The sequence below is a fragment of the Pseudomonas sp. AG1028 genome, assembly GCF_007993955.1.
Lineage (GTDB): Bacteria > Pseudomonadota > Gammaproteobacteria > Pseudomonadales > Pseudomonadaceae > Aquipseudomonas > Aquipseudomonas straminea.
Genome location: NZ_VIVP01000002.1, coordinates 74736 through 92194, shown reverse-complemented (window position 1 = coordinate 92194; position 17459 = coordinate 74736). Strand labels below are relative to the sequence as shown.

Sequence of the window (17459 nt, the reverse complement as noted above, 5' to 3'; positions counted from 1 at the left end):
TCAACCCACAAGTTAATTTCAGGCTGATTTTTTATCAATTTAATCAACCTGAGGTTTCACTTAGCATTCCTGATAGATCCAATAACACTAAATCAGGATTCCAATGAGCCAGCCCATTCCACGACTCGGGGCTTCCAGCGCTTCGCTACCGAGCCTGTGCCCCGAGGCCTTGGTAGATGAACTCGCCCGCCTTGGTTACCAGGGCGTCGAATGGCGAGTCGCCGATATCGGCCACCTCGATCCAACGCACCCCTGGGACGCCCGCCAGAACAACCGTTGCACCATCGCCCCGACTGAATCGGCGATCAGTCGCATTCAGGCGCATTGCCAATCCCTCGGCCTACAGATCTTCGGGCTCAGCCCCTACCTGGCCGTTGGCGATCTCGACCACGCCGAGCGGTTGATCGACCTGGCAGCCCTTGCCGGTCAGGCACGCCTGCGCCTCTGGGCACCCAACTATGCGAGCGAGCGCTACGCCGAGGCCTACGGCCGGATGCGCCGGTTTCTCGATCAGATCCTGCCGCGCGCCGAAGCGCTGGGCGTGCAACTGGTGCTCGAAGTGCATCAACGCACCATCTGTTCGAGCCCTTCGCTGGCCATGCGCGTGGTCGAGCACTACCCGGCCAGCAGCCTGGGCATCATCTATGACATCGGCAACCTCGCCATCGAAGGGCGCGAAGACGTACAGCTGTCCCTCGACCTGATGGGCCGACACCTCGCCCACGCGCAGATCAAGAACGTGTCCTACAGCCCCATCGGCCCAGGCCTTGGCTGGCAATGGGATTGGTGCCCGCCGGACGAGGGCGTGCTGCCGCTCGCGTCGATGCTGAAAACCCTCGCCGATAGCGGTTTTGCCGACTGGATATCGATCGAGGACTTCTCCACGAAATACGGCGATCTGCACAAGCTGTCGCGCAACCGCGACCTGATTCGCCATTACCTGGGGCTCGGCATCAAGCCCGATTCGCACACTGCCACGAGACATACCGCCCATGAACACACCAACTAACCGCCGGGTCGCGCTGGTCACCGGCGCCGCTGGCGAGCTTGGCCGGGCGATTTGCGCGCGCCTCTGCCGTGACGGCTTGCATATCGTTGCCGCCGACATCAATCTCGAGGCAGCTCAGCAACTGGTCGACTCACTTGAGTGCCAGCCCGAGCAACGCATCATCGCCGTCTATGCCGACATGGGCGACAAGGGCTCCATCGACGCCATGGTCGAGCAGGCTGGCGCCGAGTTCGGGCGCATCGATGTGGTCGTCAACAACGCGGCGGTCAATCATCGCGGCTCGATCCTCGATTTTGACCCGGCCAAGTGGGATCACATGATGACCGTGAACCTGCGTGGCCCGGCCTTACTGTGCCAGAAGGTAGCCCCGTACTGGCAGGCCCAGGGCAGCGGCCGGGTGATCAACATGGTGTCGCGCTGCTGGGTCGCAGGTGGCCCGCCCGCCTACGTCGCCTGCAAGGCCGGGCTGGTTGGCCTGACCCGCTCCATGGCCCGTGAACTGGCGCCTTACCAGGTCACCGTCAATGCCATCGCGCCGGGGTTGCTGCCTTCGGCGTTCACCCTGGACGGCCGTGACGCCGAGAGCTTCGAGCGGATGGCCGCAGGCTCGATCAACAGCACCCCACTCAAACGCCTGACGACGCCGGAAGACATCGCCAACACCACGGCGTTTCTGGCCTCCAGCGACGCTGCATTCATCACTGCCGAGGTGATTCACGTGTGCGGTGGCAGCCAGTTGGCGCCATTCGGCAGTGGCTAACCGCCCTACCCGCTCCCCAACCATCACAAAGACAATAAAGGTTGCCCCATGACTATCTCCGCTACAAAAGACCGGCGCATGGCGCGCAAGGCTGCCTTTGGCAGCTTCCTCGGCAGCGTCGTCGAGTACTACGATTTCTTCATCTATGGCTCGGCAGCAGCGCTGGTATTCAGCACGCTGTTCTTCCCGTCCACCGACCCGATGGCGGGCACGCTAGCAGCGCTGGCCACCTTCGGGGTCGGCTATATCGCCCGGCCTGTCGGCGCCTTGCTGTTCGGGCACCTGGGCGACCGCATCGGCCGCAAGAAGGTGTTGATGATGACTCTGCTGATGATGGGCCTGGCCACCACCATCATCGGCCTGCTGCCGACCTACGCCACCATCGGTGCCTGGGCGCCGGGCTTGCTGGTCGCCTGCCGGCTGCTGCAGGGCCTGTCTGCTGGCGGTGAACAGGTCGGTGCCAGCCTGCTGACCATGGAGCATGCGCCTGGTACGAAGAAGGCGTTCTACACAAGCTGGCTGATCAATGGGGCGTCGATGGGCTCTATTCTGGCGACCTCGGTGTTCATTCCGCTGTCGATGCTCAGCGAAGAGCAGTTGCTGTCCTGGGGCTGGCGTATTCCGTTCCTGCTCAGCGCCCTGATGGTGATCGTGACTCTGATCATCCGCGCCGGTGTGGATGAAAGTCCGGAGTTCGCGGCCAAGAAAGCCGAAGTCGCCCAGGCGCCGGTTGTGGAAATGTTCAGCAAGGAGTGGCGCGCGTTCATCGTGGTGTTCTGCTGTGCGCTGATCTGCTCGGTTTCGTCGCTGGTGATGATCTTCGGGCTGTCGTGGGCAGCCAACAACCAGAACGTCGACCGCGCCTCGATGCTCTCGGCGATTGCCGCCAGCCAGGTAGCGGCGCTGATCTGTCAGCCGCTGTTCGGGATGCTGGCTGATCACATTGGCAAGAAGCGCATCTTCGTGCTCGGCTCCCTGGGTTGCTGTGCGGGGGTGTTCCTGTTCCTGTGGTCGATCACCACCGGCAATATCGCCCTGATCATCTTTGCGACCGTAGTGCTCAAGGGCATCATCTACAGCGCACCGAACGCACTCTGGCCATCGTTCTACGCCGAGATGTTCACCATTCGCGTGCGCTATACCGGCGTGGGCCTCGCAACCCAGCTCAGCTTCATCATCGCGGGGTTCTCGCCGAGCCTGTGCTATGCGCTGCTGGGCGGTGGTTCCGACTGGTTACCGGTGGGCTACTTCATGGGTGGCATGGCGCTGATCGCCGCCATTGCCGCGATGGTGTCACGCCCCGCAGCAGAAGCCGCCCCACAACCGGCGCTCAAACCTCTGGCCGCCCACGGCTGACAGTCAACTCGTGGCGCTGCACCTTGGGCGGCGCTGCGCTACCCATCACCGAAAGGAACAGACATGCCATTTGCATTGATCGCCCATGATTACCCCGATGCGCTCGAGCGCAGGCTTGCATGCCGTGAACGCCACCTTGCTCGCCTGAAAGCACTGGCCGAGCAAGGCAAGGTGCTGAGTGGCGGTGTGCTGCTGAACGACGAAGGCAAGATGATTGGCTCCAACGTACACCTGGATTTCGAGCAACGCAGTGATTTTGACCAATGGCTGGAAGATGAGCCGTACGTGCTGGAGCGAGTTTGGGAACAGATCGAAATCCGCGAGATCAGGCTGCTCAGTCTGGGCTGAAACGGGAGTTACGGTACTGAAAAGCCAACTACTCCCGGATCAGTGGGGCCGCCTGAGCCCAGCAGTAATGCCCCAAACACTCGCGGGCCGAAACGGCTTACCGCCGCTGACCTGCGATACCTTTCTGGCCTGGCGGTTTTGCAGTGAGCATTCTGGGTAGGTGGTCTGCCCTTCAATGGAAGCTCGTCTAGAAAGCGTATCTCGTTGTGAACATCACGTTGCGAGGCTCACCGTAGTAGCCGGTAAAAAAGGTCGGGGCCAGGGAGCTGAAGTACTGCTTGTCGAACACGTTGTTCAGATTGGCAGAGGCGCTCAGGTTCTTGGTGATGTCGTAACGCGCCATCAGATTGAACACCGCATACTGCTCCTGTATAGCCTTGCCCTCGCTGGTGGTCAGGCTCACCCCGCTCTGCCAGTTCATCCCTCCGCCGATGGTCCACTGCTGTAGCTCACCGGGTAGCCGATAGGTGGTCCAGAGCTTGACCAGATTGGCCGGCGCTTCGGTTCTGATTCGCTCATGCTCGGCGTCCTTGGTGACGCTGTGGCTGTAGCTCGCACTGACGTTCCAGTCGGTCAGTACCTCGCCATGGATCTCCATGTCGATACCGCGGGTCTTGGCGCCAGCTACCGCGCGGTAAGCCGACTCACGCACCGTGCCCACGACGGTCTCGCCGGTGGCTACGCCGAGGTTGTCCTGCTGAATCTCGTAAAGCGCTACGGCGGTATTGACCCGGCCATCCATGAACTCGCTTTTCAGGCCAATTTCGTAGTTGTCACCTTCGCGAGGCTCGAGGGTTTTCCCGCCTTGGTCCCGAATGGACTGTGGTCTGTAGATCTTGGTATAGCTGGCGTAGACCGAGTGAATCTCGTTGAGGTTATAGACGACCCCGGCATAAGGCGTGACGAAGCCACTTTCACGCGTCTCGGCGGAGTTGGACGAGCGTGTGTACGGTGGGTTGTAGATGGCCTTCTTCTTGTAGCTGTAGTCGCCGACACGGGCACCGGCAATCAGCGACAGGTCATCCGTGGGCTTGAAGCGCGCCACCAGATAGGCTGCGTGCTGACGGATAGTCGTATCGTCGTTCATCAGCTTGCCTACCGAGATGGGACGGTCGGTGTCGTTGTTCCAGTCATGGATGTTGGCCGGCCGCATTTCCAGATCATCATCGTCCGGATCGCTGTAGTCGCGAAATTCCGACCCGCTCAAGCCGACTACCAACTCATGTTCGCGCCCCAAAAGCTGGAACGGCCCCTGAGCCATGGCATCGATACCAAGCTGACGCTGGGAGCCGTAGCCGTCGCCTCCATACAGGTAGGCGCCTTCTCCTGTCTCGCGATCCGGCGTGTCGCCGCTGAGCGATGCCAGGGAATACTCCCGGGTGCTGTACATCTTGTTGACGGCCACCTTCAATGACCAGTCGTTGGCCAGGCCCTGCTCGAGCGTCGCGAAGGTATTGAGCGTGTTCTGCTGGCGGTAGCTCCAGCGGGCGCCGGCGTTGGTCGAGCGCGAGAAGTCGGTTTGCCCTCCGTCGCTATAGAACAGCGGGAAGCTGGCAAATGACACGCCACGCGGGTCGTTCTTCTGGTAGTCGAAACCCACGGTGAGCAGCGTGCTGTCAGTAAGGTCGGCCTCGAGAATGCCGTAGTAGGTCTGTTTTTCCTGCTGATAGTGATCGATGAAGCTGTTGCCCTGCTGATAGGCCACGACCGTGCGCCCGCGCAAGCGCGCATCGTCGGTCAGCGGACCTGATACATCCAGCTGGGTGCGGTATGTCTGCCACGAACCAGCACCGGCGCTGACCGAGCCCTGGAAATCCGAGGTGGGCCGTTTGCGGATCAGGTTGACGCTGCCAGAGGGATCGCCCGCGCCGGTCATGAGCCCTGTGGCGCCCCTGACGATCTCGACCCGGTCATAGATCGAGGTGTCGATCATGCTCTGCGGGCTCGCGCTGGTCTGTACGATCAGAGTGGTCGGAATGCCATCGAGCTGGTAGCTGTCGATGGAGTAACCACGCGAATAGATGTTCACCCGTTCACTGTCGATGTTCTGCACGGAAAGGCCTGGGGCCTGCTTGAGCACATCGCTCAGCGTATTCAGCTGCTGATCCTCGATACGCTGGCGAGTCATCACGCTGACGGTTTGTGGCGTCTCGCGTAGCGATAGCGCCAGCTTGGTCGCGCTGTTGGTGGAACCCGTGGTGTACGAGCCGGTGCCTTCTGTCGTGGTGCCCAGGCCAGCCGCATTGATGCTGATAGGGCCGAGCTCCGTCGCTGCACCACTTTCCACCCTGGCCAACACGAACCTGTTTTCGCCAGCTTGCACCACACGCAAGCCGCTGCCCTGGAGTACCCGTGCGAAGCCCTGCTCCAGCTCGTAGCTGCCCTGCAGTCCTGGCGAGCGCAACCCAGCAGTATCTTCCGAGCTGAAGGTGATCATCACCCCACTCGCCGCGGCAAATTCGCTGAGCGTTGCCGCCAGGCTGCCGGCAGGCTGCCGGCAGGAATGTCGTAGTTCAAAGGTGTTGCCCACGCCGGCGCAGCTGCGAGTATCGAGCCGGCCAGGCACAGTGCAAGAGAGGTCGGCCGGGCACTGCTGGTGAAAAAGGTGGTGCGTACTTGCATGGAGATTTTCCTGTCAGCGTTGGCAATGTGTGCGTCTGATGCGCACATGCAGGTAGAGCCGAAACAGGAATGAAAATCTGTTACCCCTCTGCGCAAAAAATCTCTGATTACACCGCCCGAGCTTCCACCCTTACCCAGTAGCGAGTGAGACGGCGAACCTGGACGGGAAGCGAGTCCTCCAGGTTCGCTAGAACACCTTCGGTGTCATCAAGGAGGAAGGTTCCCGAGAGCTGCAACCCGGCAATATCCGGTGAACAGCCGAGAAAACCATGGCGATAGCGGGATAGCTCGGCCAGTAGATCGTCCAGGCGCCAGTCCACGGCCACCAGCATGCCGCGCGTCCACGCCGAGACCTGCTCGTTAGCCGCCCTCAATGGGCCGATGCTGGCGGCGGTAAAGCTCACCGCCTGCCCCGCCTCGGTGCGTATGGCCTGGCCAGAGGCCAATCGCGGCCGTACAGCCACTGCGTGGGCTTCGACGGATACCTGGGTAAGCCTGTCGTTCTGCCGCACCGTGAATCGGGTGCCCAGTGCCTCGATTTCGCCCTCGGCGGTCTGCACGCTCAATCTGCGAATATCCTTTGCGGTCTCGATGAGGATGGCGCCTTGGCGAAGGACGATCAGTCGCTTGTGCGAGTCGAATTGCACGTCCACCCGGGTGTCGGTATCGAGTACCAACAAGCTACCGTCGGGCAACGTTGCCCTCTTACGCTGCCCGACACTCGTGCTGTAGTCCGCGCTCAATGGTGAAGCCCGGTAGCTTCCCCACCCTGTAACGCCGACGCCAAGTAGCACGGCAAGCGTTTTCAACGCTTCACGCCTTTGCTGCCGCGCCGTTTCGAGGGTGGTAGCGGCATAGCCTTCTGGTGCCGAACTCAAGCGCTGGCGCAGCATTTCGACACGCTCCCAGGCTTTGGCGTGCACTGGGTCAGACTGAAGCCAGACCTGCCACTCGGCATGAGTGACCTCCGTGGCCGCGCTGTCATGCAGTCGTACATACCATTCAACTGCCTGGGCGAGTGCCTGTTTCATTCTTCATCCATCAGCAGGCAATGCATCAGACCCTTCGCCAGGTGCTTGCGCACTGTGGTGACCGACACGTCAAAACGCTCAGCAGCTTTTTCGTAAGTCAGCCCATCCAGCTGCACAGCAAGGAAAATTTGCCGGGTGCGCTGGCCTAGGCCATCGAGCATGCGATCGATGGCCAGAAGACTTTCCAGAATCATTGCGTGGGTTTCTGCAGACGGCGCCTGCACCTCTGGCCTGGACATCAATACATCGAGGTAGGCTTGCTCCACGCTGCGCCGACGATAGAGGTCTATGACCAGACCACGAGCGATGGTTGTCAGGTAGTGCCGTGGTTGCTGCAGAGAGCTGGCAGTACGCGCAACCAGAACCCGGATAAACGTATCCTGGGCAAGGTCGGCGGCGTCCGCCGAATTGTTCAGTCGCTTGCGTAACCAGCCACGTAGCCAACTGCTGTGGTCACGATACAGGGCGTGCAGATGATCATGGTGAGCGACTTCCGTGTCCGATCTGGACATTGACCTTTACCCAAGCCGAAATGCGAATAGGAATAACTCGCGACTTTACGGCGCCTGGGTCTTATTGGGAAGTGAATCTGGGAGCCCGGGCTCTGTGGGCCCAACCCCGCTTTTGAATGCTGGCGGGTAGAACGAGGCTTGCGAAATGCAGACCCATGGCTTCAGCTAGGCTGGACGCAAGGACGCGCGGCGCTGGTGCGCATACCGAATAGCGCCAACGCAATCACGCCAGCCAGATAGAGCTGCGCTGCACCGTCCAGCCCAAGCCGTGGCACTAGGCCGCTGACTGCGAGGGCCGGCAGGCAGAACGCGAGATAGCTGAGCACATAGAAGGCGGCCAGCAAGCCGGCACGCTGTGCCGGTTCGGCCAGCGGCAGCACGCTGCGGGTAGCGCCGAGAAAACCACTGCCGAAGCCGACCCCAGTGACAATAGTCCCCACTGCAAAGAGCCCCAGCTCACCGCTGACGACCGCCAGCCAGAGCAATACCGGTCCAGCCACCAAGGTGCCGGCTCCCAGGCGCAGCAGACGGCCAGCAGGCCAGAGGCGAAGCCCGTGCAGGCTCGCAGCGCCGCTCAGCGTCAGGCCGGCCACTACCCCGCCTCCGATCAGAATCGAGCTTGTTCCAGTGGCCGCTTTGATCAGGCCCGGCATCAATGAGAGATAGAACCCACCCACGGCCCAAACCGCCAGCTCCAACGGCAATACTCTCCAGAGCACGGCGCGTGCCTGAGGAGGCACCGCCAGCTGCGGACGCAGCGCGGCCAGCAATCCCGGACGACGAGACAGTAGGTCAGGCAGGCGCAACAGCAGCAGGCCCTGCATCACGAAGAACAGAAGGAAAAGCCGGTAGACCAGCTGCAACGGTGCCGGCGCGAACTCAACCAGCAAGCCGCAACCCAGCGCTCCCCCGGCCATGCCCAGCAGTGGCGCCAGGCTGTTCAGCCAAGGGCCGCGTTCACGATCCGCGTCGAGCAATGCAGCCCCCAGCGCACTGGTAGCAACGCCAGTGGCGAAGCCCTGCAAGGTGCGAGCGATCACCAGGTCCGTCAGGCCTTGGGCCTGATGGAACATCAGCATGGAGACTGCCTCCAGCGCCAGTGCGCCGAGGATGACGGGCCGTCGCCCCAGATGATCAGAAAGCCGCCCACCCACCAGTAGCGCGCCGAGCAAGGCAAAGGCATAGACCGCAAACACCCAGGTCAGCCAGAAGGTGGAAAATCCCCAAGCTTGCTGATAACTAGCGTAAAGCGGCGTTGGTGCGGCCGACGCAGCCAGGAATGTGAATAGCAGCGTACCGAGCAGGGTGAGGCGCGCGTTAGAAGAAAAAATCGAGAACGGCATGGCCAAACCCTAAAGCAAATATTTAGCTTTAAAGCCTGAGCCCTTTTGATTATTAAAGCAATGCTTTTGCGTTAAGCGAGAGGTATCCTGTCGATATGAATACCAAGCAAACCCGCCCCGGAGGGCGTAGCGCCCGCGTCCAGCAAGCCGTTCATGACGCCGTTCTGGCTCTTCTGGACGAACAACCGCGTGAATCCCTGACCGTTCCCCAGATTGCTGCGCGTGCCGGCGTAACTCCCTCTACCCTCTATCGACGCTGGGGCAACCTACCGACCCTGCTGGCCGACGTCGATCTGCGCCAGCTACGGCCTGATCAGCCTCCGGCCGATACCGGCAGTCTGCGTGGCGACCTCGAATGCTGGCTGGAGTCTTACGTAGATGACCTTGCTTCGACACCCGGGCAGGCGATGCTCAGGGACGCCCTTGCATCTACCGATCCAGGTTGCGCGGTACGCTGCACCGAGCCAACCCGCGAGCGCCTCGAACTATTGCTCGAACGGGCTCATTCGCGTGGGGAAGCTGCGCCAAGTCTGGACGCCCTCATGGATGGCCTGGTCGCTCCGCTGGTGTTCCGAACCTTGTTCAATGCCAAGCGGCCCGATGAAAAACTCTGCCGACGCCTACTAGCGCAAGCGCTTGGCGAGTAAAAATCCTTCTATCGCTCCGAATTGAGAGGCAGAACTGTGGAGCTATCGAGTAAACGCCTACACCTGAGACAGATAACTCCAAGTGAGTGGCCGCTGTTTCTTGAGTTGCATCTTAACCTCGAAGTAATCCGGTACATCTGTTCCACTCCAAACGAATCTCAAATCCGTGAAAAATTTGAATCCCGACTGCCGCAATGGTCGTCCGGTTCTAAACACTGGTTGTGTCTTGCCATCTTCGAATCTAATACCAACAACCCTGTCGGGGTGACGGGGCTGAAGCTTGAGTCTGAGAACAGCTCTACCGCGGAAGTTGGATATATGTTGCTGGAACGGTATCAGGGGAACGGGTACGGCTCTGAATCACTGCAAACAGTGATGAATTTCGCTCGAAACGTATTAGGACTTCATACCCTCAAAGGGGTGGTAACAGAAGGAAATAGCGCATCTTGCCGCATGCTCGAAAAGTGCAGATTCGTGTTTGAGCAGCGAAAACCTGATGCCTGCATCATCAACGGGCAGCTGTTTGATGATCGTCTCTATAGGTGTGATCTTGCCCATTCTGGCGGTCGATTTGACTAGATGCTCAAGCGCGACGCCTTGCTAACGGAGTGATGCGATTGCCCGGGCCGCCAGCATGAGCCGTTCCGTCTTATCGATTGCTTTGCCAGCGAACACAAAAGCAACTATGAGTCGCCTTGCTGATCATTCTCTCGGATGCCCTTAATAACGCATCTATCTCAACATGGAGCCTGCGAATGAATGTCGATTTCAGAAGTGGACAATGGCTGAATGCGCCCGCCACCTCTGAGGTGTCGGAGCACAGCCTGACGATAACCACGGATCAGAGCACGGACTTCTGGCGGGAGACCCATTATGGGTTTACCCGTGACACAGGACATTTTCTGGGCATTGCTACCGGCGACGGATTCACGGCGACCCTACGCATCCAGGGCGAATTTCGCTCCTTGTACGACCAAGCCGGCCTGATGGTGCGTATCGACGAAAACCGTTGGGTAAAGACGGGCGTCGAGTTCACTGATGGGGAAGCGTTTCTGAGCACTGTCGTTACTGATGGGAAATCGGATTGGTCGGTCTCACAACCTTTCAAGGAGTTGGAGGACTTCTACATACAAGTCACTCTTTCCAATGGCGCGATGCGTATTCAAGCCTCCCGCGACGGGCGCTTCTGGCCACTTCTGCGGCTGGCACCTTTCCCAGTCGCCAGCACTTACCAGGTTGGCCCTACAGCTTGTACGCCGGAGCGCAGTGGGCTTGCTGTCCGATTCTCGGAGTTTGAAATCACTCCCGCTACTACGAAAGACCTTCACGACCTGACTTAACTGCGCCTGGTTGCAGGCAGTTATCCACGTCCGGCATCACACGTTTGCCAGTCGCTTCGTCATGAACGGTGGAAATATCCTGACCCTGCAGAAAATCCTGGACTACCAATCGTTGGCTATGACCATGCGCTATGCGCGTCTTGCACCAGACCATCTACAAGACGCTGTCTCGCTAGGCCCTCAGTCGTGGAGAGCCGTACAAAGTCCCATCATCCTTAAGGCGTGCCGGAAGTGCTGACCTGCTCAATGACTTTGATTCTTGAAAGCAACCGATCATCACTAGACTGAAACGCAAGGAAAATAGCGATGAAGCCGATGATGCCAAGCGACCACGTAATAGAAAATGAAAGGCTGATGTAGTGTGAACGACTCAAACCGTAGGCAATGCTGGACTCTTGTGGCTTTTCAGGATTGAACCTGACTTCCAAAGTCTTGGCTGACCGGATCTTTTCAAAGAGTTTGCGATGTTGCTCGTAACCACTGCTGCCGCTGTAACCATGGTTCAACGTGTTGCCGTTGTAGGTATGCCCACCCACTTGGTAGGTGTACTCGACTTCAACTGCATACATTCGTGAGTTTTCAGAGTCAGTCTCCTCCTTCAACTCCACACGTTCAACTTGAGCAAAGGTAGTCGGCCAGTTCTCCGCATCCATGGCGCGCTTGAGCGATGTAAAGCCAGACCAAAGCAATACAGCCCCAGTACCCACTGCGAGCGTTAAAAAGACCAACGCAATCAAAAGACCGACTTTCATAAGGCTCCATCCTTTATGAACGCTCATAACGCGAACTGAGCCAGTTAGCCCAAAGCTTGCGTTTCTTTCAACTGGTGTTTCGACACTTCTTCGACAGTTGCCCAGTCTGAAACGAAAAAGCCCCCGAAACTCTATGAATTTCAGGGGCTTAGACGATCTATATGGCGGGAAGATAGGGATTTGAACCCTAGGTACCATCGCTGATACAACGGATTTCGAATCCGTCCCGTTCGGCCACTCCGGCATCTTCCCAGGCGGCGCGCATAATACCAGCAGAAATCCGTTTGGCGAAGCCCATCGCGTAATTTTTTTCACGTGCTATCAAATGCTTGGCTCATTTGCTCGATGGCGGCGGCGCTGGGGCGGGCCGATTGGCGCGCCTGTCAATGCTGGTTACAGCCGGATTGTACCGCTGAAGCATTGTGCCTGGACCAAGACTGTCGGCTGTCAGAGTCATCCACTCGGCGGATGTGACCTTGCTGGCAAAGCAAAATACTGTACATTTAAACAGTATTTTTCTTGCCATTTGCCTGCCATGCCTTCCGTCGTCGCTATCGATAATCTGCTCAATGAGCGCCGTATCTGGCGTGGCCAGGGCATCGTCGCGCCCAGTGGCCACCAGCCCACTGGCAACGCAGCGCTGGATGCCTCGTTGCCAGGAGGTGGCTGGCCGGAAGCGGCGTTGAGCGAGTTGCTCGTCGAGGCACCGGGTATCGGTGAGCTGCGCCTGGTGCTGCCGACATTGGCGCGCTTGAGCGCTGCCGGAGAGCGGGTGGTGTTGGTCGCGCCGCCTTACTTGCCCTACCCCGGCGCCTGGCTGGCGGCTGGGATGGAGATGAAGCAGCTGACGCTGATCCAGGCGAGCGCCCGGGATGCCTTGTGGGCGGCCGAGCAATGCCTGCGTTCGGGCAGTTGTGGGGCGGTGGTGCTGTGGCCGCAACGGGCCGATGACCGTGCCCTGCGCCGCCTGCAGATTGCCGCTGAAACCGGGCAGACCCTGGCTTTCGCCTATCGTCCGCTGTTTGAAGCGCGCAACCCTTCGCCGGCTGCCTTGCGCCTGACCATCCAGGCGCAGCCCGCCCAGGTACGGGTGCTCAAGTGCCGAGGTGGGCAACCACCGGCGCGCACGTTTCACTTGAGCGGCTGGGGATTTTGATATGCGCTGGGCGTGCATCCTGCTGCCGCAACTGGCCATGGACGGCGTGCTGCGTGGCCGTGAAGAAGCCGACGCGCCGCTGGTGCTGCTGAGCGGCACACCCCAGCGGCGCGTGCTGCAGGCTGTCAACCCGGCCGCGCGGGCGCTTGGCCTGCGCCCGGGGCTGACGCTGACGGCGGCGCAATCCCTGAACTGCACGTTCACCAGCACCGAGTACGACCCCGCCGACATCGAGCGCTGGCGCAGCTTCCTGGCGGCCTGGGCCTACGGTTTCAGCTCCCAGGTGAGCCTGCACTATCCGTGCTGCCTGCTGCTCGAGGTGCAATCGAGCCTGTCGCTGTTCGGGCCCTGGCCGCGTTTCGAGGCGCGCCTGCGTGAGGAGCTGACGGCGCTGGGCTTTCGCCACCGCATCACCCTGGCGCATCACCCTGCCGCGGCGCGCATGCTCGCTAACCTGCACGATGGTCTGGCCATCACCGACGAGCAGGCGTTGCGCGAACGGCTGGCGGCCATGCCCCTGGATCGCATCGGCCTGCCCGAAGAACTGGCCACGACCCTAGCGCGCATGGGCCTGCGCCAGGTGCGCCAGTTGCAGGCGCTGCCCCGCGACAGCCTGGCGCGGCGCTTTGCGCCTGAACTGCTGGCCGGCCTGGATACCCTGATGGGCCTGCGCCCGCTGGCGCTGGAGTACTACCGCCCGCCGGATGTGTTCGACAGCCGGCTGGAGCTGCACTTCGAAGTGGAATCGACCCAGGCCCTGCTGTTTCCGCTGCGGCGCCTGACCGCGGACCTGGCCGCCTACCTGGCAGGCCGGGACTGCGGCGTGCAGCGTTTCGTGCTGCACCTGGAGCACCGTGACGGTGACGACAGCCTGCTGCCCGTCGGCCTGCTCAGTGCCGAGCGAGAAGCGGGCATGCTGCTGGAATTCACCCGCGGCCGCCTGGAGCAGCTGCAATTGCCGTCACCGGTGCTGGCGCTACGCCTGGTGGCCCGCGACCTGCCGACCTTCGTACCACAGCACCAGGCGCTGTTCGAGGACCGACCGCAACAAACCCTGGGCTGGGAGCAACTGCGTGAACGCCTGCGCGCACGCCTGGGTGACGACGCCGTGCAAGGCCTGGCCGCCCATGCCGACCATCGCCCGGAAAAGGCCTGGCGCACGGCTACCAGCCACGTTGCATTGCCCAGCCCGAGCGCTGCCCGGCCCAGCTGGCTGCTGCCGGAGCCCCAAGTGCTGCGTGAGCCGCTGCATATTCTCAGCGGCCCCGAGCGGATCGAATCCGGCTGGTGGGATGGCGAGGACGTGCGTCGCGATTATTACCTGATCGAAACGCGCAGCGGCCAGCGCGGCTGGGCGTTTCGCAGCGTCGGTGAAGACGGCCCGCTGCGGCTGCACGGCTGGTTCGCATGAGCCTGCACGAGTACGCCGAGCTGCACTGCCTGTCGAACTTCAGTTTCCAGCGCGGTGCCTCCAGCGCCGCCGAACTGTTCGAACGTGCCAAGCTGCTCGGCTATCGCGCCCTAGCGATCACCGACGAATGCACCCTGGCCGGCATCGTGCGCGCCTGGCAGGCCGCCAAGGAGCATGGTGTGAAGCTGATCGTCGGCAGCGAACTGCGCCTGGAGAGCGGTGCCCGGCTGATCGTGCTGGTCGAGAACCTCGCTGGTTACCAGCGCCTCTGCGCGCTGATCACCCGTGCCCGACGGCGTGCGGAAAAGGGCCGCTACATCCTGCTCGACGAAGACCTGCCCGAGGCGCCGGATGGACTGCTGGCCATCTGGCTGCCACGCGCGAACGACGACGCCATGGCCGGCGTCTGGCTGCGCGAGCGCTTTGCCGAGCGCCTGTGGCTGGGCCTAGAGCTGCACCGCGGCGCCGACGATGCAGCGCTGTTGCAACATGGCCTCGGCCTGGCCCGGCAACTGGGCATCCCTGCCGTGGCCTGTGGCGACGTGCACATGCATGCCCGTGGCCGCCGCGCCCTGCAGGATTGCATGACCGCCATCCATCACCACCTGCCCGTGGCCGAAGCCGGCGCCTACCTGTTCGCCAATGGCGAGCGCCACCTGCGCCGCCGTGAAGAACTGGCCGAGCTGTATCCATCCGAACTGCTCGCCGAAACCCTGCGGATAGCCGAGCGCTGCCAGTTCGATCTCGATGAGCTCAAGTATCAGTATCCCCACGAGCTGGTGCCGGCCGGGCATACCCCAAACTCCTGGCTGCGCCACCTGGTCGAGGACGGCATCCGCTGGCGCTGGGGCGATGGCATCAGCGACAAGGCGCGGGCGCAGATCGAAAGGGAACTGGCGCTGATCAGCGAGCTGAGCTACGAGAGCTACTTCCTGACCGTGCACGACATCGTGCGCTTCGCCCGCGAGCAGTCGATTCTCTGCCAGGGGCGTGGCTCGGCGGCCAACTCGTCGGTGTGCTTCGCCCTGGGCATCACCGAACTGAACCCGATGGCCAAGGGCAGCCGCCTGCTGTTCGAGCGTTTCCTGTCCCGCGAGCGCAACGAGCCGCCGGACATCGACGTGGATTTCGAGCACGACCGCCGCGAGGAAGTCATCCAGTACGTGTTCCGCCGTTATGGCCGCGAGCGCGCGGCGCTGACCGCGGTGGTCAGCACCTACCACGGCGCCGGGGCGATTCGCGACGTGGCCAAGGCCCTGGGCTTGCCGCCCGATCAGATCAACGCCCTGGCCGGTTGCTGCGGCCGCTGGAGCGACGGCATTCCCGATGCCGAACGCCTGCGCGAGGCCGGTTTCGACCCGCAGAGCAAGGTGCTGCACCGAGTGCTGGTGCTGGCTGGCGAGCTGATCGGCTTTCCCCGCCACCTCTCCCAGCACCCCGGCGGCTTCGTGATTTCCGAGACGCCGCTCGACACCCTGGTGCCGGTGGAAAACGCCAGCATGGCCGAGCGCACCGTGATCCAGTGGGACAAGGACGATCTCGACGCCGTCGGCCTGCTCAAGGTGGACGTGCTGGCCCTCGGCATGCTCAGCGCCCTGCGCCGCTGCTTCGACCTGCTGGCCGTCTACCGCAACAAACGCTGGACGCTGGCCAGCCTGCCGGCCGAGGACAAAGCCACCTACGAGATGATCAGCCGCGCCGATACCCTGGGGGTGTTCCAGATCGAATCCCGCGCGCAGATGGCCATGCTGCCACGCCTGCGGCCGAAGACCTTCTATGACCTGGTGATTCAGGTCGCCATCGTGCGGCCGGGGCCGATCCAGGGCGATATGGTGCACCCCTACCTGCGCCGCCGCACCGGTGAAGAAGCGGTCACTTACCCCTCCGAGGAATTGCAGCCGGTGTTCGAGCGCACCCTGGGTGTGCCGCTGTTTCAGGAGCAGGTGATGGAGCTGGCGATCATCGCCGCCGATTACTCACCCGGCGAAGCAGATGAACTGCGCCGTGCCATGGCTGCCTGGAAGCGTCATGGCGGCCTGGAGCCGCACCGCGAGCGGCTGACCAGGCGCATGCTCGAGAAGGACTACCCCATCGAATACATCAACCGCATCTTCGAGCAGATCAAGGGCTTCGGCAGCTACGGCTTTCCCGAGTCCCATGCTTCCAGCTTCGCCCTGCTCACCTACGCCAGTTGCTGGCTCAAGTGCCACGAGCCGGCGGCCTTCGCCTGCGCGCTGATCAACAGCTGGCCGATGGGTTTCTACAACCCCGACCAGGTGCTGCAGGACGTACGCCGCCATGGCTTGCGCATCCACCCGGTGGACGTGCGCTACAGCGCCTGGGAATGCACCCTGGAAGATATCGGCAAGCCGCAGCCGGCCATCCGCCTGGGCCTGTGCCTGGTCAAGGGGTTTCGCGAGGATGCGGCGCTGCGCATCGCCGCCGCCCGCGAGCAGGCGGCATTCGGCGATATTGCCGATCTGTGCCAGCGCGCCCACCTGGATAACAACGCCCGCGCGCGCCTGGCCGACGCGGGCGCTCTGCAGGCCCTGGTCGGCCATCGCCACCAGGCGCGCTGGGCCATCGCCGGGGTGGAGCCGCAATTGCCGCTGTTCGCCAGCCTACCCACCCAGCAGGAAGCCGCCATAAGCCTGCCGCGCCCCAGCGTCGGCGAGAACCTGCTGACCGACTACGCGACCCTCGGCACCACCCTCGGCCCACATCCGCTGTCGCTCTTGCGCGGCAAACTCAGGGCCGCACGCTGCCGCAGCCGCCGTGAGCTGGAGCATGTGGAGCCCGGCAGGATGGTCAGCGTGGCCGGCCTGGTGATCGGCCGCCAGCGCCCGCAAACCGCCAGCGGCGTGACCTTCGTGACCCTAGAGGACGAGTTCGGCATGATCAATGTGCTGGTGCGCCTGGAGTTGGCCGAGCGCCAGCGCAAGACGCTGCTGCAATCACGGCTGATGCGGATCGACGGGCATCTGGAAGCGGCCAACGGGGTAAGGCATGTGATCGCGGGGCGGCTGGTGGACCTGACCGACTGGCTGGTGGGGCTGGATGTGCGTAGTCGGGATTTTCATTGAGGCGGGATGCAGCGCTCGGCAGCTGTGGTTTGCCTAGGGTTTTGATGGGCTTCGCCCATCCTACGAGCGGTGGATTTTGCGAGATCGAA

15 protein-coding genes, 1 tRNA gene and 1 pseudogene are annotated in these 17459 nt (G+C 61.8%); 11 read left to right on the top strand and 6 right to left on the bottom strand.

Annotated features, from left to right (window positions below; all coding sequences use genetic code 11):
• Nucleotides 1–103 precede the first annotated feature (103 nt).
• The 4 genes from FB481_RS03410 to FB481_RS03395 all read left to right on the top strand — a co-directional run bounded on the left by FB481_RS03410 (nt 104) and on the right by FB481_RS03395 (nt 3473).
• The gene (locus FB481_RS03410; RefSeq protein WP_147175081.1) at nt 104–1009 is read left to right on the top strand and encodes a sugar phosphate isomerase/epimerase; all 906 of its coding nucleotides are present in this window, start codon (nt 104–106) and stop codon (nt 1007–1009) included.
• The gene (locus FB481_RS03405) at nt 993–1769 is read left to right on the top strand and encodes an SDR family NAD(P)-dependent oxidoreductase (protein ID WP_093502335.1); all 777 of its coding nucleotides are present in this window, start codon (nt 993–995) and stop codon (nt 1767–1769) included. Before FB481_RS03410 ends, FB481_RS03405 begins: the two co-directional genes overlap by 17 nt.
• 48 nt (nt 1770–1817) lie before the next feature.
• The gene (locus FB481_RS03400) at nt 1818–3125 is read left to right on the top strand and encodes an MFS transporter (RefSeq protein WP_027905268.1); all 1308 of its coding nucleotides are present in this window, start codon (nt 1818–1820) and stop codon (nt 3123–3125) included.
• Nucleotides 3126–3188: 63 nt separating this feature from the next.
• Nucleotides 3189–3473, top strand: a complete 285-nt coding sequence (locus FB481_RS03395) for a YciI family protein (protein ID WP_093502336.1) — start codon at nt 3189–3191, stop codon at nt 3471–3473.
• A 187-nt stretch (nt 3474–3660) separates the two neighbouring features.
• Here FB481_RS03395 and FB481_RS03390 read toward each other — a convergent pair whose 3' ends face one another.
• The 4 genes from FB481_RS03390 to FB481_RS03375 all read right to left on the bottom strand — a co-directional run bounded on the left by FB481_RS03390 (nt 3661) and on the right by FB481_RS03375 (nt 8981).
• A complete protein-coding gene (locus tag FB481_RS03390; protein WP_256662699.1) occupies nt 3661–5910 on the bottom strand; it encodes a TonB-dependent receptor in 2250 nt (749 codons plus the stop codon).
• Nucleotides 5911–6202: 292 nt separating this feature from the next.
• The gene (locus tag FB481_RS03385) at nt 6203–7126 is read right to left on the bottom strand and encodes a FecR domain-containing protein (RefSeq protein WP_147175080.1); all 924 of its coding nucleotides are present in this window, start codon (nt 7124–7126) and stop codon (nt 6203–6205) included.
• On the bottom strand, nt 7123–7638 hold the full coding sequence (locus tag FB481_RS03380; RefSeq protein WP_147175079.1) for a sigma-70 family RNA polymerase sigma factor: 516 nt from the start codon (nt 7636–7638) through the stop codon (nt 7123–7125). Before FB481_RS03380 ends, FB481_RS03385 begins: the two co-directional genes overlap by 4 nt.
• A 161-nt stretch (nt 7639–7799) precedes the next feature.
• Nucleotides 7800–8981 carry an MFS transporter gene (locus FB481_RS03375; RefSeq protein ID WP_093502344.1) on the bottom strand — a complete coding sequence of 394 codons (1182 nt, stop codon included), beginning with the start codon at nt 8979–8981 and terminating at the stop codon, nt 7800–7802.
• A 95-nt stretch (nt 8982–9076) separates the two neighbouring features.
• Between FB481_RS03375 and FB481_RS03370 the strand changes: the two genes are divergently transcribed.
• The 4 genes and pseudogenes from FB481_RS03370 to FB481_RS23300 all read left to right on the top strand — a co-directional run.
• Nucleotides 9077–9628: a TetR/AcrR family transcriptional regulator gene (locus FB481_RS03370; RefSeq protein WP_093502347.1), complete on the top strand. Its 552-nt coding sequence runs from the start codon at nt 9077–9079 to the stop codon at nt 9626–9628.
• 36 nt (nt 9629–9664) lie between these two features.
• Entirely contained in the window at nt 9665–10207 is a 543-nt protein-coding gene (locus FB481_RS03365; RefSeq protein WP_093502350.1) for a GNAT family N-acetyltransferase, read from the top strand.
• A 176-nt stretch (nt 10208–10383) separates the two neighbouring features.
• On the top strand, nt 10384–10968 hold the full coding sequence (locus FB481_RS03360) for a DUF1349 domain-containing protein (protein ID WP_147175078.1): 585 nt from the start codon (nt 10384–10386) through the stop codon (nt 10966–10968).
• Nucleotides 10969–10993: 25 nt separating this feature from the next.
• A pseudogene (locus tag FB481_RS23300) lies at nt 10994–11206 on the top strand (hypothetical protein); the annotation flags it as partial.
• Here the strand turns inward: FB481_RS23300 and FB481_RS03350 are convergent.
• Together FB481_RS03350 and FB481_RS03345 are read right to left on the bottom strand one after the other, a co-directional pair.
• Nucleotides 11184–11720 (bottom strand): DUF3592 domain-containing protein, encoded by a 537-nt coding sequence (locus FB481_RS03350; protein ID WP_178109827.1) that lies wholly within the window; start codon nt 11718–11720, stop codon nt 11184–11186. The pseudogene FB481_RS23300 and the gene FB481_RS03350 sit on opposite strands and share 23 nt — an antisense overlap.
• A 162-nt stretch (nt 11721–11882) precedes the next feature.
• Nucleotides 11883–11972 (bottom strand) — tRNA-Ser (locus FB481_RS03345).
• Between the two features lie 283 nt (nt 11973–12255).
• Here FB481_RS03345 and imuA point away from each other — a divergent pair.
• From imuA to FB481_RS03330, 3 genes are read left to right on the top strand one after another with little or no spacing between them, the layout of a single operon-like run.
• Nucleotides 12256–12876: a translesion DNA synthesis-associated protein ImuA gene (gene imuA / locus FB481_RS03340; RefSeq protein ID WP_147175076.1), complete on the top strand. Its 621-nt coding sequence runs from the start codon at nt 12256–12258 to the stop codon at nt 12874–12876.
• A gap of 1 nt (nt 12877) precedes the next feature.
• A complete protein-coding gene (locus FB481_RS03335) occupies nt 12878–14287 on the top strand; it encodes a DNA polymerase Y family protein (protein ID WP_147175075.1) in 1410 nt (469 codons plus the stop codon).
• Nucleotides 14284–17370, top strand: coding sequence for an error-prone DNA polymerase (locus FB481_RS03330; protein WP_147175074.1), 3087 nt, complete (start codon nt 14284–14286; stop codon nt 17368–17370). The genes FB481_RS03335 and FB481_RS03330 overlap by 4 nt, the downstream gene beginning before the upstream one ends.
• Nucleotides 17371–17459: the final 89 nt, after the last annotated feature.